This window comes from Rhizobium sp. WSM1328, from assembly GCF_057653715.1.
Genome location: NZ_CM172788.1, coordinates 4,265,959 through 4,279,808, shown reverse-complemented (window position 1 = coordinate 4,279,808; position 13,850 = coordinate 4,265,959). Strand labels below are relative to the sequence as shown.

General features: G+C 60.1%; 14 protein-coding genes, 1 tRNA gene and 1 pseudogene. 7 read left to right on the top strand and 9 right to left on the bottom strand.

The genetic code is table 11. The annotated features are described in order from the left end of the window. Positions 1-63: 63 nt before the first annotated feature. Positions 64-920, top strand: a pseudogene (locus AC2444_RS21225) (endonuclease/exonuclease/phosphatase family protein). A gap of 92 nt (positions 921-1,012) precedes the next feature. On the opposite strand, the gene AC2444_RS21220 reads toward AC2444_RS21225, so the two are convergent. The 4 genes from AC2444_RS21220 to rplU form a co-directional block, all read right to left on the bottom strand. Further along, positions 1,013-1,600 (bottom strand): GNAT family N-acetyltransferase, encoded by a 588-nt coding sequence (locus AC2444_RS21220; protein ID WP_041935599.1) that lies wholly within the window; start codon positions 1,598-1,600, stop codon positions 1,013-1,015. After that, complete coding sequence (locus tag AC2444_RS21215) at positions 1,597-2,253, bottom strand: GNAT family N-acetyltransferase (protein ID WP_003543911.1); 657 nt, start codon at positions 2,251-2,253, stop codon at positions 1,597-1,599. The genes AC2444_RS21220 and AC2444_RS21215 overlap by 4 nt, the downstream gene beginning before the upstream one ends. Before the next feature lie 126 nt (positions 2,254-2,379). Continuing rightward, positions 2,380-2,649: a 50S ribosomal protein L27 gene (rpmA, locus tag AC2444_RS21210; protein ID WP_003543909.1), complete on the bottom strand. Its 270-nt coding sequence runs from the start codon at positions 2,647-2,649 to the stop codon at positions 2,380-2,382. A 33-nt stretch (positions 2,650-2,682) separates the two neighbouring features. After that, positions 2,683-3,000 (bottom strand): 50S ribosomal protein L21, encoded by a 318-nt coding sequence (gene rplU / locus AC2444_RS21205; protein ID WP_012759478.1) that lies wholly within the window; start codon positions 2,998-3,000, stop codon positions 2,683-2,685. Between the two features lie 304 nt (positions 3,001-3,304). On the opposite strand from rplU, the gene AC2444_RS21200 reads away from it, so the two are divergent. Further along, positions 3,305-3,394, top strand: a tRNA-Ser gene (locus AC2444_RS21200). Between the two features lie 206 nt (positions 3,395-3,600). On the opposite strand, the gene AC2444_RS21195 is transcribed toward AC2444_RS21200, so the two are convergent. Both AC2444_RS21195 and AC2444_RS21190 read right to left on the bottom strand, forming a co-directional pair. Continuing rightward, a complete protein-coding gene (locus AC2444_RS21195) occupies positions 3,601-4,161 on the bottom strand; it encodes a DsbA family protein (RefSeq protein WP_012759477.1) in 561 nt (186 codons plus the stop codon). A 34-nt stretch (positions 4,162-4,195) separates the two neighbouring features. Then, complete coding sequence (locus AC2444_RS21190) at positions 4,196-5,632, bottom strand: DUF6880 family protein (protein WP_012759476.1); 1,437 nt, start codon at positions 5,630-5,632, stop codon at positions 4,196-4,198. Between the two features lie 201 nt (positions 5,633-5,833). On the opposite strand from AC2444_RS21190, the gene AC2444_RS21185 reads away from it, so the two are divergent. Beyond that, complete coding sequence (locus AC2444_RS21185; RefSeq protein WP_012759475.1) at positions 5,834-6,088, top strand: DUF2934 domain-containing protein; 255 nt, start codon at positions 5,834-5,836, stop codon at positions 6,086-6,088. Between the two features lie 33 nt (positions 6,089-6,121). On the opposite strand, the gene AC2444_RS21180 is transcribed toward AC2444_RS21185, so the two are convergent. Both AC2444_RS21180 and AC2444_RS21175 read right to left on the bottom strand, forming a co-directional pair. Next, positions 6,122-6,691: a GNAT family N-acetyltransferase gene (locus AC2444_RS21180; RefSeq protein ID WP_012759474.1), complete on the bottom strand. Its 570-nt coding sequence runs from the start codon at positions 6,689-6,691 to the stop codon at positions 6,122-6,124. 156 nt (positions 6,692-6,847) lie between these two features. Then, positions 6,848-7,492, bottom strand: a complete 645-nt coding sequence (locus AC2444_RS21175) for a ThuA domain-containing protein (RefSeq protein WP_012759473.1) — start codon at positions 7,490-7,492, stop codon at positions 6,848-6,850. A gap of 264 nt (positions 7,493-7,756) precedes the next feature. On the opposite strand from AC2444_RS21175, the gene galE reads away from it, so the two are divergent. After that, positions 7,757-8,740, top strand: a complete 984-nt coding sequence (gene galE, locus AC2444_RS21170; protein ID WP_012759472.1) for a UDP-glucose 4-epimerase GalE — start codon at positions 7,757-7,759, stop codon at positions 8,738-8,740. Beyond that, positions 8,718-10,277 carry an alkaline phosphatase family protein gene (locus AC2444_RS21165; protein ID WP_012759471.1) on the top strand — a complete coding sequence of 520 codons (1,560 nt, stop codon included), beginning with the start codon at positions 8,718-8,720 and terminating at the stop codon, positions 10,275-10,277. The genes galE and AC2444_RS21165 overlap by 23 nt, the downstream gene beginning before the upstream one ends. Before the next feature lie 155 nt (positions 10,278-10,432). Here AC2444_RS21165 and AC2444_RS21160 read toward each other — a convergent pair whose 3' ends face one another. Further along, positions 10,433-10,930 (bottom strand): DUF1993 domain-containing protein, encoded by a 498-nt coding sequence (locus AC2444_RS21160; RefSeq protein WP_012759470.1) that lies wholly within the window; start codon positions 10,928-10,930, stop codon positions 10,433-10,435. Positions 10,931-11,305: 375 nt separating this feature from the next. Here AC2444_RS21160 and AC2444_RS21155 point away from each other — a divergent pair, with 375 nt between their 5' ends. Further along, complete coding sequence (locus AC2444_RS21155; RefSeq protein WP_012759469.1) at positions 11,306-12,235, top strand: sugar ABC transporter substrate-binding protein; 930 nt, start codon at positions 11,306-11,308, stop codon at positions 12,233-12,235. A gap of 68 nt (positions 12,236-12,303) precedes the next feature. Continuing rightward, a complete protein-coding gene (locus AC2444_RS21150; protein WP_012759468.1) occupies positions 12,304-13,845 on the top strand; it encodes a sugar ABC transporter ATP-binding protein in 1,542 nt (513 codons plus the stop codon). The last annotated feature ends 5 nt before the right edge of the window (positions 13,846-13,850 follow it).

Genomic DNA, 13,850 nt, shown 5'->3' with positions numbered 1-13,850 from the left:
CAGTTGGACGGCCCGTCTTGGCCCATTCGATATAGGCGGTTCCGACGGAGGTCAAAGATTATCGTGAATTTTGCGAGCTATAACATACAGTACGGCTTCGGTCTCGACGGCAGATACGATCTGGCGCGCATTGCCCGGAGCCTCGAGGGTGCCGATGTCATCGCGCTGCAGGAGGTGACCCGCGGCTTCTCCCGCAACGGTTTTGCCGACATGGCAGCCGATGTTGCAGCCTTCTTTCCTGGGTGTATGGGCCAGCCTGCGACATGCATGTCGAAGCTGATGAAGGCGGGTTCCAGCCGGTGCGCGGGACCCGTTTCCAGTTCGGCAACATGGTGCTGTCGCGCTGGCCTGTTGTCTCGACCCGGACGCTGCTTCTGCCGCGCAGCCGGACGATCGGCAAGATCAACCTGCAGCGTGGCGCGACCGAGGCGGTGATCGACGCACCCGGCGCTGCGATCCGCGTCTACTCCGTCCATCTCGACCATGTCTCTGCCGACGAGCGCATCCGCCAATTGGAATTCTTGAACGCGCATATCAATGCCTTCGTCCAGGAGGGTGGGTCGCTGACGGGGGGTGGTGAATTCGACCTGCCGGAGCCGCCGCTGCCGGAGGATTATGTCATCATGGGGGATTTCAACATGGAGCCGGAATCGCCGGAATATTGCGCGCTTGCCGGTGCTGGCGGCGGATATTACGGCCGTGTGGCGAGGATCGGCACGCCGGTCGACGCTTTTGCGGCGCTGGAGGCTTACTCTCCGGAGAGCTACAGCTGGATGGATCCCGAAGATCACGGCAAACGCATGCATCTCGATTATTGCTTCGTCAGTTGCGGCCTGCAGAGCCGGTTGAAATCCGCCCGGATCGATACGCAATCCGTCGCTTCCGATCACTTTCCTCTATGGGTCGAGATCGGCGTTTGATGGAGACGCCGCCAGTACGGCGACGTCTCCTTTCTAGTTCTGGAGCATGATGTTGTCCGAAAACCGCGTACACTTTTCGGCACCATGCTCTATCAGGCGACCTTTCGCGGCTGCAGCATGCCAGGCTGCAGCACGGTCTCGATGTGCGACACCATGGTATTGCGGGCGAAACAATAGATTTCGCCGCAGCCCGTCATGCGGAAACCGAGCTTCTCCTGCAGTCGCAGCGAAGCCGGGTTGTCGGCGAAAACGCCGGAATGAACCGGCGTCTCCGGCATGCGGCGCGAGAAGCGCTCGATGATCGCCGCCACCGCCTCACTCATATAGCCGCGCCGCCAGTAATAGCGGTTCAGCCAGTAGCCGAGGTGCCAGCGACCGTGGCGCAGCTCGATCGAGACGTTGCCGATATGGACGTCGTCCTTATCGGTGATCGCCAGCGGCCAGTCGGGCAGGGTGCCCGAGGTGACCGGGATCAGCCAGTCCAGCGCATCCTGCCGGTCGAACGGCGCGGGTACGCGGGACAACATGCGCGTGACCGCGAAATCCGAGAGCGATTCCGCGATCGCAGGCGCATCGCTCAGCCTGTGGGGGCGGAGCGTCAGCCGGGCGGTCGAGATAACCGGCGCGGGGCCGGGCATCATCGGCTTGACCTCCGGCCTTTGCAGCGCAGTCGTGCTCATGCGATGTTCCCCCAGCTTCGGAGGGACATCCAGGTCTTGCGGTCGAGCCTGTACCATTCGACCGGCACGTTGCTGCCGAGCGCCAGCGAGGCGGCGAGCCCCGATCCCTGGAACTGGAAGCCGCACTTCTGGATGACGCGGCGCGAGGCGACGTTCATGACCCGGCAACGGGCGTCGATCTGATCGACGTCCTGACGGGTCCTGAACACCATATCGACCAGGGCATGGCAGGCCTCGGTGGTATAACCCTTGTTCCAATAGGGCTCGCCCAGCCAGTAACCGATCTCGACGGTTTTGCCGTCTGTTTGCGGCTCCACGCCGCAGCAGCCGATAAAGGCGCCGTTTTCGGCTTTGGTGATCGCATAGACGCACTTGCCAATCTCGCCATTTTTCGTGCGACGCACGAAGTCGGCAGCATCATCGGCGGTATAAGGGTGCGGCATACGCGATACCATGGTGGCGACTTTGGCGTTATTGGCGAGATGGGCAAGGGCGTCGATGTCTTCTTCGTGGGGCGCGCGCATGACGAGCCTTTCCGATAACAAGACAGGGCAATCGGTCCTTAACCGTTCCGGCCTCAGCCGCTCCGTGGAAGACCGCTGGTCTTCCTGGGGAGACCGTGATTGGTCTACCCTTAACAATTCGCCTTGCATGGTTCAGTCCTCCTTGAGGGGTAAAGAAAAAGGGGAGATGGCGCCCCATCTCCCCTGTTTTCTAGACTGAACCTGATACGGCCAGCCGGGTCGATGAGACGCCGGCTGTTTTTGAGCGCTACCGGCTTATTCCGCTGCTTCCGCTTTCGGCATGACAGACACGTAGACGCGACCGTTGGCCTTGGTTCGGTAGTTCACATTGCCGGCGGTAAGCGCAAAAATCGTGTGATCCTTGCCGAGGCCGACGTTGGAACCCGGATGCCACTCAGTTCCGCGCTGACGCACGATGATGTTGCCTGCGATGACGGCTTCGCCGCCGAACTTCTTCACGCCAAGGCGCTTGGACTGAGAATCGCGACCGTTGCGCGATGAACCGCCAGCTTTTTTGTGTGCCATTGGAGTTCTCCTTTAAACCTTGTCCCGTTGATCTTACTTGGCAGCCACGATGTCCGTGATACGGACGACCGTGTGATGCTGACGATGGCCGCGCGAACGCTTCGAATTCTGACGGCGGCGCTTCTTGAAGGCGATGACCTTCCTGCCGCGGTTCTGTTCGACGACTTCTGCCTTGACAGAGGCGCCGGTTACGAAGGGCGCACCGATCGCAGCGTCGGCGCCTTCGCCGATCACGAGCACTTCGGTGAATTCAATGGAGTCGCCAGCGGTGGCTTCCAGCTTTTCGATGGTCAGCACGTCGTTGGCTGCCACACGGTACTGTTTACCGCCGGTCTTGATGACTGCGAACATTTTTTATCCTTTCATGTTCGTTCCAGCGCTCCCCGCTAATTGAGCAGGTGGCTGTCTTTTTATCAGTCGAAGTTAAGCAGGGATTTCAGAGGTCTAATCCTCGAACTCGTCCTGCCGGTGAAGCCCCGCGCGAGCGCGGGATTGCCAAGGCGCGGATTTCTCCAAACCTATTGCGCAGCCGGGATACGCGAGTGACAAAAAGGTGTCAAGGCAAAAGGATGGAATGCTTCGACTTTTCGGCTTGCCAGCCTGTCATTTGCCCGTTATGAGAACGCCCGCGCCGAACAAGCGCCGACCAGACCGCGGAGAGGTGGCAGAGTGGTCGAATGCACCGCACTCGAAATGCGGCATACCTGCAAGGGTATCGTGGGTTCAAATCCCACCCTCTCCGCCATAAGCTTCCCGGGATTATCAGCGCTTTGTGATTGCCGGGATACTTCCGTGACTGGCCGGTAGGATCGCATCCATCCCAGGGCCACACCCGCGGTGTTTCCTGAAGTCCAAAGTTGGAAAATCCCTGCTGCTTGCACTGATTCCTGCATGGTATTCATGGCAGGAGACAAATAGGCGGGCGGGACCGTCTCTGGCACTCGGCCAGCGTCAGTTGCCCAGTGCCTTCTTCACCCAGACGACAACCTCATCGCCGCTGCTCATATCTGCCTGCACCAGCCCGTCGATCATGAAGGTTGGCGAGACGTGGATGCCGTTCTGCCGGGCATATTTGCAGTGCCACTTGATCTCCCGGTCGAGATCCGGGGTGGCGAAGGCCTCTTTCAACTTGACGCCGCTGTAGCCTTCCAGGCGCTCGATGATCTGGTTCGGCGTCGCATCCATATTTGGGCCGCCGGCATGGCGTTCAAACTCGAACTCCTCGCGATGGGCCGCAATGGCTGATATCACTTTCTTTGCTGTCTGCTTGCCGCCTTCCAACGTTGAGGCTGCGATGATGCAGCGGACGAGGACACCCGAATACATATGCCAGGGTTGCGACTGCAGGCGGATCTTCACGGTGATCTTGTCTTCGCCGGCTTGGCTCAGCAGGTCATCGAGCTTGTTGAACGTTTTGACCGAATAGGGGCAAGTCGGCTCCAGAAAGGCTTCGAAGATGCGGGGTCCAGTGCCCCAAGTCAGTGGATCGGCGTGCCAGGCGGTGGTCGTCATGGAATTCCTCCGAAGGTGATATATCTGAAGCGACTTAGGTCACCAGGCTCCAGAAGCCATGCCTCTTGCCGTGTCGACGCTTAAGTTCTGCGACATAGATGTCATGGGGTCTTGTGTCGCCGAAGTCATTGATATGAGGCGCAAGCGATGCGCAGTCCGCAAGATGCCTCGCCGCATGCTTATAGCGGCTGGACCGGCCGCTATCGAGCGCGAAATCGATCATGGAGCGCAAGAGGATGGTTGCCGCAAGCGGATGTTTCTCCGCCAGAGCTTCGGCCGCCGCCGGCATCAGCTCATAGAGATTGCCATCCAGTTCCGCCTTCCGCCTCATCACGAGTTTCGCTGCCTCGGCGGGTGCCGGCCAATTCAGGAAAAATGTAAGCGCCTGGTGGACCTCCGGGAAAGCCTGGGCATAAGCGAATGCCTTCTCCTCTGCCTCCAGATCATCGAAGTCCGGCAGTCGCTTGAGGAAGGCGCGGAGATGCTGATCGTGCAGCGACTGCTCGAAGCACGTCCATCTATAGGTTTGAGCTTCCTCTCGCCGCCCCAGGGCCTCGAGCGTCTCGACGCGCGCGCGCTGCCATTCGAATGGCATGCCGGCCTGGCCTGTCGCATCGACCTCATTCAGCACCTCAATTGCCTCCTTGGACCGGCCGGCCGAGACCAGGCGATTGGCGATGTCGGCCGCAATCATCGGCATCTTGCGCGTTTTCTCGGGTTGCAGAGCGATGTAGTCATCAACATCGCCCTGGGCATCGGCAATTTCCTGCAAGGCTATGCGCACCGTCAGATCTCGCTGAGTGCCGTAGATCTCATCTTCGTAAAGGGGGCCTGCGCTGCCCCAGCCGATGATCTCGCGCTTGTCATTAGCCGGCTTGTCTTTCGGCTCCTTTGACCATTGGACGAAGAGGGTTTTCAAGCAATCGAGACCATCCTTGCCGAGAGCTGGCGCCATCGCCGCAATCAGGTTGTCGTACTGGCCGTAACCATCGTCTTGGACGGCTTTAAACACCTTGTCGGCCAGGACATTGGAGCCGATCTTGGCGGAGGCGGCGATTGCGGCAGCATCCTCGCAAGCCTGATGAAAACTTTGGATGAGAGAACTGCTGCTGTCACTGGATCTCTCAAAGATCGGATTCGCCAATGCGAGGAACTGCCAAATTAGGTCGAACGCCTCCTGGGGATCATCGGCGGCAACCGTCTCTGCGATCGTCTTGCGCTGCGTTTCCAGGTCGTTCTTCAGCGCTTTCACTTTGCGCCAGTTGATGACGGTGCGGGCGCGGGCAATGCTGACAAGTCGCTTTCGCACCTCACGCGCCACCTCGGCGCTGCCGTGATTGCCGGCAAGCTCCATTCGAAGCCGTCGCTTGTGGGCAGCACTGCCCATGCTGATCTCGATCAGCAGCTCGGCAAGGCGCTGCGCACCAAGGGATTCGAGATTCTTCGCATTAAGTGTTGTCTTGGCTGCCATCGGTCATCGCTGTCGTTTCTGCGGTTGACCCTACCCTGCAGGCGATACGAGGCCAAGGTCCCGGAATGTGTGCACGGGATAATCCCTCGGGCACCTCGGATTAGCTAAAAACTAACGCTGCCTCGTAACGACTCCTAAAGCCGGTTTTGGCACCTTGTTGCTTGTCGAATATTGCTTCCAAATTTCTCGCTGGGGTTGATTATGAGTCATAATAAAGACGCCTGGGTCAGCCAGCGCGCTTATTCACTATGGGAATCGGAAGGCAGGCCGGATGGGCGTGGGGAAAGCCATTGGGCGCAGGCGCTGCGGGAGTTCGAACAGCTGGAGCTGACGAAGGCCTCGCCTGATGGAAACGACCTCATCGAGAAGCTGAAGGCAGCCGGACGGCTGCTGCGGATTTATGACGAGGCGGCTCCCGCCGTCGAGAACGACCGGCAGATCAAGGCGGCCCGCTAAGCCATATTATCAATCCCTGGGTTGCCGAAATATTCAGCGGCATTCCAGACGGACCACAGGTCTGGCCGGCAGGCGTCTTGCCACTTCGGTGAAACCGGCATCCAGAAACATCGATAGCGTTCCCGGATAAAGCTCGGCTCGGTTCGAAGCACGGGCTGCCTGGTCGACGGGATAGGCCTCGAGACATTCGGCGCCGTTTGCCGTCGCAAATTCGACCGCATTTTTCAGCAATAGTTGCGATAATCCCTGTCGCCGGAACGGCTTGCGGACGATGAAGCAATTGATCGACCAGACCGGCCTGTCATCGACCGGCGCAAAGGGCTTTGAACGGCGCAGCCGGTCGAACACGACGCGCGGTGCGACCCCGCACCATCCGGCCGGCTCATTGTCGTGATAGCCGAGAATGCCGGGCGGACGCCATTCGGCGAGCAGGCTTCGGAACCAGTTGCGATTTCCCTCGCCCCATCCTGCCTTGTAGTCGGCATTCGGAAGATACCAGTAGGCACAGCGACAATTCCGGCCGTCGGCGCAATCGTCGAAGACCGCTTCTATGTCGGCCAGGCGGTCGGGGGTGGCGGGGAAGAAAGAGAAGCGATCCTGCATCCGGGGAAATTATGGCGCGGGCGGACGATCGGCAAGCGGCCGCCCATGCCGGCCGATCAGCCGAGGCTGCCCTCCAGCCTGAAATGCGCGTTCTTTAGCCGCCGAAGTCGCCCGGATATCGTTGCCGATCCTCATCCGCGGGCGATCGTTCTGACGCTACTGACGTGCGGCCCAGCTCAGGCCACGGCGCAGGATGAGGGGCATGTAGGGATGGTCGAATTCGGCCGCGACATGGCCGAGGGCGGAATAGAAGATGCGGCCGGCGCCGAAATGGCGCTTGAAGACGACGGGCATCACCACATTGCGGGCCGCCGGATCGTAGGCGCCGGTGAAGGTGGTGGTCGCGAGGATTTCGACGGTCGGATCGTAATGGAGATAATATTGCTCCGAACGATAGTCGAAATCGGGAATGCCCTCCATGACGGGATCGTCCTGGCGGGTGACGGCAACGCGAAAGTCGATGATATTGCCGGGATGGGCGACCCAGGTGACGCCGGAGATATAGCGGAAAGGCGCGCTTTCCTTGAAGGATGTGGCGAGCGCGCCGTGATGGCCGGCAAGTCCGAGCCCGCCGCGCACCGCTTCGACGAGGCCGATGGCATGCTCCTTCTCAAGCTTTTCGCCGGTAATGATCGGCACCAGCAGATCGGCTTTCGCCAGCGTCGGAGATCCGAATACGCCGAGATCGCCGGTCACCTCGACGGTAAAATCGTCCTCGCGCAAGAGATCGGCGACGATATCGGCACATTGCTCCGGCTCATGGCCTTGCCAGCCGCCCCAAACGACCAATGCCTTCCTCATTCGCGCTCTCCTGTCTGATGGCTGCGGACCGTTGATCATCACATGGTGGTGCAAGCGCCTTAGATCGGGCCGCTATGCAAATCACGCGAATAATTTATGCTTCCTTCTGATCCGGCATATATTGCGCAGGCGGATCGCACCCGGTCGAACGTGGCTTCGGCATTTGACGTATTGTCCGTTGACGCCGATCGCAGTTCCTTCTTTTTATTGACGTGTATCTCGTCTAGGTTTCTCCCATCTCTCAACGAAAAATAAGGGTGGTGCATGGCAGGTGAAACGGTTCTTGTCGTCGGCGGCGCCGGCTATATCGGCTCGCATACGTGCCTCGACCTGGCGAACAAGGGCTATACGCCTGTCGTCTTCGACAATTTTTCGAACGGCCATCGCGAGTTCGTCAGATGGGGGCCGGCCGAGGAAGGCGATATTCGCGATCGCACCCGGCTGGACGAGGTGCTGGCCAAACACAAGCCGGCGGCGATCCTGCATTTCGCGGCGCTGATCGAGGTCGGCGAATCGGTCAAGGATCCGGTTTCCTTCTACGAGAACAATGTGATCGGCACTTTGACACTGCTTTCGGCGGCACAGGCGGCCGGCATCAACGCCTTCGTATTCTCCTCCACCTGCGCCACCTACGGCCTGCCGCAGAGCGTGCCGCTCGACGAGACGCACCGGCAGGTGCCGATCAATCCCTATGGGCGGACGAAATATATCGTCGAACAGGCGCTTGCCGATTACGACCAGTACAGGAGCCTGCGCTCGGTGGTACTGCGCTATTTCAATGCGGCCGGCGCCGATTTCGAGGGCCGGATCGGCGAATGGCATCAACCGGAAACGCATGCAATACCGTTGGCGATCGACGCGGCACTCGGCCGCCGTCAGGGTTTCAAGGTGTTCGGCAGCGATTACGAAACACGCGACGGCACCTGTGTGCGCGACTATATCCACGTGCTGGATCTTGCCGATGCGCATGTGCGCGCCGTCGAATATCTACTGAAGGGCGGCGATTCCGTCGCGCTCAACCTCGGCACCGGCACCGGCACGACAGTCAAGGAATTGCTCGGCGCGATCGAGGACGTATCGAACCGGCCTTTCCCGGTCGAATATATCGGCCGTCGCGAAGGCGATTCGCATACGCTGGTCGCCAATAACGACAAGGCGCGCGACGTGCTCGGCTGGGTGCCGCAATATGATCTGTCCGAGATCATCCGCTCCGCCTGGGACTGGCATGCAAAATCCAACCAGCATTGAGCCAACCAGCATCGAGAAAGCGCGCCGGCCGAACGTCCTGCTGATCACGGCGGATCAGTGGCGCGGCGATTGCCTGTCGGCTGTCGGTCATGCCTGTGTAAAGACACCTGGCGTCGATGCTCTGGCGCGGGAAGGCACCCTGTTCCGGCGGCACTATGCCGGCGCGGCGCCCTGCTCACCGGCGCGGGCCACGCTCTATACCGGTCTCTATCAGATGAACCACCGGGTCTGCCGCAACGGTTCGCCGCTCGATGCCCGCTTCGACAATCTGGCCCTGGCCGCCCGGCGGGCGGGATACGACCCGACGCTGTTCGGCTACACCGATACGGCGCCCGATCCGCGCGGGATGGATGGCGGCGATCCGCATCTAACGAGCTACGAAGGCGTGCTGCCGGGCTTTACGGCCCGCCAGCTTCTGCCCGAGCACGAAAGACAGTGGCTCTCCTGGCTCAGGTCTCGCGGCCATGCCGATGCCGTCAGCCGCGATATCCATATTCCTGTTGGTGCTGGAGCCGGAGAAATTTCAAATGCGGCGCCGGCCTATTCGCGCGACGAGACCCAAACGGCTTTCCTGGCCGGCGAGTTCATCCGCTGGATGGGCGAACAGGACAGGCCGTGGTTTGCGCATGTCTCTTTCTTACGTCCGCATCCGCCGTTCTCCGTGCCGGAGCCGTTCAACCGGATGGTCAAGCCAGGCGAGGGACCGGCTTTTGCCCGCGCGACAAACCGCGAAGCGGAACCGGTCAGCCATCCCTACCTCGCCTATGCCATGCCGCGCGCTGACAAGGGCAGCTTTATCCACGGCGCAACGGGGCCGCTCAGCGGCTGGAACGCCGAGGATTTCGCCGCGATCCGGGCGATCTATTACGGCATGATATCAGAGGTCGATGCGCAGCTCGGCCGCATCTGGCAGGCCCTCAAGGATGCGGGCGCCTGGGACGATACGCTTGTTGTCTTCACCTCTGATCACGCCGAGATGGCGGGCGATCACTGGATGCTCGGCAAGGGCGGTTTCTTCGACGGCAGCTATCATATTCCTCTGGTGATCCGCGATCCCGCAAGCAGTGCTGCGGGTGGGGTCGTCGACAAATTCACCAGCGCTGCGGATATTTTTCCGACACTTTGCCAAAGGTTTGGCATCGACGCGAAGAACGGGCTCGATGGCCGGTCGCTCATGCCGTTCGTCAGGGGTGGCAGCGGAAAGGGCTGGCGGGACGCGGCATTTTGGGAATTCGATTTCCGCGACATTGCGCATGGTGAGGCCGAGCAGCATTTCCGGCTGCGGTCCAACGAATGCAATCTCGCGGTGATCCGCGACGCGCGGTTCAAATATGTGCATTTCACCGCCTTGCCGCCGCTGCTCTTCAATCTTGCCGACGACCCGATGGAACTCGACAATGTCGCGGCGGATCCGGCCTATGCGGCGATACGGCTCGACTATGCCGAGAAGCTGCTGTCGCTCCGCGCACGCCATCTCGATCAGACTCTCGCCTATACTGAGCTGACGGAAAGAGGGCCGGTGACGCACCGGCCCTGATATTATAGCGCCGCGTGTCTTTTTAAGATCCACAAAGGACGCTGTAACACTTTGAATCGCTCCATAATTTTATCCTTAAATCGATTCCGATTTAAGGAATTATGCAGTGGTCTAGCCGGGCCGAACCGGGGGTTCAGCCGGGCCGAACCGGGGGTTCAGCCGAGATAATCGCGTTTGCCGATCGGTGCGCCTTGGTTGCGCAGGATGGCGTGGGCCGTCGCGACATGGAAATAGAAATTCGGCAGGGCGAAGGTGGCGATATATTCGTCACCCGGCAGTACGATACCACTCTTTCCCGGCAGGGTGATCTGGCGGGTTTGCGTGCCTTCCAATGCTTCCGCCGAGAAGCCGGCGAGATAGGCTTCGGTCTTTGCCAGGCGCTCGCGCAGGTCGTCGAACGTCGTTTCGTTATCCTCGAACTTCGGGGCGTCGGTCGCCGTCAGGCGGGCGAGCGCAAATTTGGCGCTGTCGCTGGCGCGCTGATACTGGCCGGAGAGCGGCAGCATGTCGGGCGCCAGGCGAGCGGCGGCTAATATGGCGGGATCGATATTCTTTTCCTTCGCATAGGCTTCGGCCTTGTCGAGGTAGGTTTTCAGACTGGCGAGGCCGCGCTGGAACATTGGAACGGTGAGGCGATACATCGAAATGGACATTTGTCCTGTCTCCAAAATCTTCAAATGATTGGGTCGCGGCGAGAGGTCGAAGGCGCCTGCGGCCGTGAGCCTGCCTTCGATCCTCCCATAGATGGATGCTCGCTTGGTCTTTCACAACACGAGGAATGTGGGCGTCGGTCGTGAGGCCCCGCGGCATTTCGTTCTCATCCATATCTCGTCGCCGCTAAAGATACTTGACGCCGTTCCCAGAAAATGGAATGAATATTCCGCAGAACAGATTTAACGGTTTGTTTGTTCCGTTTTGCGGAGCGCCGCGGGAGAGGTGGCGCAGGGGAATTGCGGCTTCAGAGCAAATGCCTGGAGCTCCGGCGTGAGGAGGGTGCAGCCGGGCACCGCTTTGTGGAGGAAGTGAAAATGAAAAAGTTTATCCTGGGCACTGCGATGGCGCTCGTCATGTCGACGGCCGCTCACGCGGAAACTGTCGGCGTCTCGATGGCGAAATTCGACGACAATTTCCTGACGGTTCTGCGCAACGGCATGACCGATTATGCAAAGACACTGAGCGGTGTGACGCTGCAGGTCGAAGACGCACAGAACGACGTTTCCAAGCAGCAGAGCCAGATCCAGAATTTCATCGCCTCCAAGGTCGATGCGATCATCGTCAACCCTGTCGATACCGATGCGACTACGGCAATGTCGAAGCTCGCTGCCGATGCCGGCATCCCGCTGGTTTACGTCAACCGTCAGCCGGTCAACGTCGACACGCTGCCGGACAAGCAGGCCTTCGTCGCATCCAACGAACAGGAATCCGGCACGCTGGAAACCAAGGAAATCTGCCGCATTCTCGGCGGCAAGGGCAAGGCCGTCGTCATCATGGGCGAGCTTTCCAACCAGGCTGCGCGCATGCGCACCCAAGACATCCACGACGTCATCAAGACGGATGAATGCAAGGGCCTGGAGATCGTCGAAGAGCAGACGGCCAACTGGGACCGCACCCAGGGCGCCGACCTGATGACCAACTGGCTCTCGAGCGGCATCGAATTCGACGCCGTGATCGCCAACAACGACGAAATGGCGATCGGCGCCATTCAGGCGCTGAAGGCGGCCGGCAAGGATATGACCAAGGTCGTCGTCGGCGGCGTCGACGCCACGCAGGATGCACTTGCCGCCATGCAGGCGGGCGATCTCGACGTCACGGTGTTCCAGGATGCCGCCGGCCAGGGCAAAGGCTCGCTGGATGCAGCGCTCAAGCTCGCCAAGGGCGAAAAGATCGAGAAGAAGGTCTACATTCCCTTCCAGCTCGTCACGCCTGCCAACGTCAAGGACTTCGTCACCAAGAACTGAGGCGAACGCTAAGAGGATGCGGGCTTTGTCCGCATCCTTTTCGCCTGCCCGTATCCGGAGGAGATGATATGGCCGTCAGCCCGACAACCATGGCCGCCGTGCGCGCGAGCGGCGCGGTCCCGAATGCGGAATATCTCTTGAGCGCCGAGGGTGTCCGCAAGGAATTTCCTGGTGTCGTCGCACTCGATGACGTGCAGTTCCGGCTGAAGCGCGCCTCCGTGCATGCGCTGATGGGCGAAAACGGCGCCGGCAAATCGACATTGATGAAGATCCTCGCCGGCATCTACACGCCCGATAAGGGCGATATTCGGCTGAAAGGGATCGAGATCCAGCTGAAGTCCCCACTCGACGCGTTGGAGAACGGCATTGCCATGATCCATCAGGAACTGAACCTGATGCCGTTCATGACGGTTGCCGAAAATATCTGGATTCGCCGCGAACCGAAGAACCGCCTCGGCTTCATCGATCACGGCGTGATGCATCGCATGACCGAGGAACTGTTTACTCGGCTCAATATCGCCATCGACCCCGATATCGAGGTCCGCCACCTCTCGGTCGCCAACCGGCAGATGGTCGAGATCGCCAAGGCGGTTTCCTATAATTCCGACGTGTTGATCATGGACGAGCCGACTTCGGCGCTGACGGAGCGCGAAGTCGAGCATCTTTTCCGTATTATCCGCGACCTCAGGGCCCAAGGCATCGGCATCGTCTACATCACCCACAAGATGAACGAGCTTTTCGAGATCGCCGACGAGTTCTCCGTCTTCCGCGACGGACGATATATTGGCACGCATGCCTCGACCGACGTCACCCGCGACGACATCATCCGCATGATGGTCGGGCGCGAGATCACCCAGATGTTTCCCAAGGAAGAGGTGCCGATCGGCGAGGTCGTGCTCTCCGTCAAGGATCTTTGTCTCAAGGGCGTCTTCAACAACGTCTCCTTCGAGGTCAGGGCCGGCGAAATCCTCGGTGTGGCCGGCCTCGTTGGCTCCGGCCGGTCGAATGTCGCCGAAACGCTGTTTGGGGTGACGCCGGCAAGCTCCGGCTCGATCGAGCTCTACGGCAAGCCGGTGACCATTTCTTCGCCGACCGAGGCCATCCGCAATCGGATGGCGTTCCTGACTGAGGACCGCAAAGATACCGGCTGCCTGCTGATCCTCGATATTCTCGAGAATATGCAGATCGCCGTTCTACAGGACAGATACGTCAAGGGCGGCTTCGTGCAGCAGGGCGCAGTCGAGGCAACCTGCGAAGACATGGCAAAAAAGCTGCGCGTGAAAACGCCCAATCTTTACGAGCGGGTGGAAAATCTTTCGGGCGGCAATCAGCAGAAGGTGCTGATCGGGCGCTGGCTGCTCACCAATCCGCGCATCCTCATCCTCGACGAGCCGACGCGTGGCATCGATGTCGGCGCCAAGGCGGAAATCCACCGGCTGGTCACGGAGATGGCGCGAGATGGCGTGGCGGTGGTGATGATCTCATCCGAGATGCCCGAAGTTCTCGGGATGAGCGATCGCATCATGGTCATGCACGAAGGACGCGTGACCGGTTTCCTCAATCGCGACGAAGCAACGCAGATCAAGGTGATGGAGCTGGCTGCGCAGTGATGCGT

What these genes read in the sequence shown, in the direction of transcription:
- AC2444_RS21220 (WP_041935599.1), bottom strand. Translation starts at nt 1,600, where the DNA reads ATGAGCACGACTGCGCTGCAAAGGCCGGAGGTCAAGCCGATGATGCCC.
- AC2444_RS21190 (WP_012759476.1), bottom strand. Translation starts at nt 5,632, where the DNA reads ATGGCAGCCAAGACAACACTTAATGCGAAGAATCTCGAATCCCTTGGT.
- AC2444_RS21195 (WP_012759477.1), bottom strand. Translation starts at nt 4,161, where the DNA reads ATGACGACCACCGCCTGGCACGCCGATCCACTGACTTGGGGCACTGGA.
- AC2444_RS21175 (WP_012759473.1), bottom strand. Translation starts at nt 7,492, where the DNA reads ATGAGGAAGGCATTGGTCGTTTGGGGCGGCTGGCAAGGCCATGAGCCG.
- AC2444_RS21150 (WP_012759468.1), top strand. Translation starts at nt 12,304, where the DNA reads ATGGCCGTCAGCCCGACAACCATGGCCGCCGTGCGCGCGAGCGGCGCG.
- galE (WP_012759472.1), top strand. Translation starts at nt 7,757, where the DNA reads ATGGCAGGTGAAACGGTTCTTGTCGTCGGCGGCGCCGGCTATATCGGC.
- AC2444_RS21180 (WP_012759474.1), bottom strand. Translation starts at nt 6,691, where the DNA reads ATGCAGGATCGCTTCTCTTTCTTCCCCGCCACCCCCGACCGCCTGGCC.
- rpmA (WP_003543909.1), bottom strand. Translation starts at nt 2,649, where the DNA reads ATGGCACACAAAAAAGCTGGCGGTTCATCGCGCAACGGTCGCGATTCT.
- AC2444_RS21165 (WP_012759471.1), top strand. Translation starts at nt 8,718, where the DNA reads ATGCAAAATCCAACCAGCATTGAGCCAACCAGCATCGAGAAAGCGCGC.
- AC2444_RS21155 (WP_012759469.1), top strand. Translation starts at nt 11,306, where the DNA reads ATGAAAAAGTTTATCCTGGGCACTGCGATGGCGCTCGTCATGTCGACG.
- AC2444_RS21185 (WP_012759475.1), top strand. Translation starts at nt 5,834, where the DNA reads ATGAGTCATAATAAAGACGCCTGGGTCAGCCAGCGCGCTTATTCACTA.
- AC2444_RS21215 (WP_003543911.1), bottom strand. Translation starts at nt 2,253, where the DNA reads ATGCAAGGCGAATTGTTAAGGGTAGACCAATCACGGTCTCCCCAGGAA.
- rplU (WP_012759478.1), bottom strand. Translation starts at nt 3,000, where the DNA reads ATGTTCGCAGTCATCAAGACCGGCGGTAAACAGTACCGTGTGGCAGCC.
- AC2444_RS21160 (WP_012759470.1), bottom strand. Translation starts at nt 10,930, where the DNA reads ATGTCCATTTCGATGTATCGCCTCACCGTTCCAATGTTCCAGCGCGGC.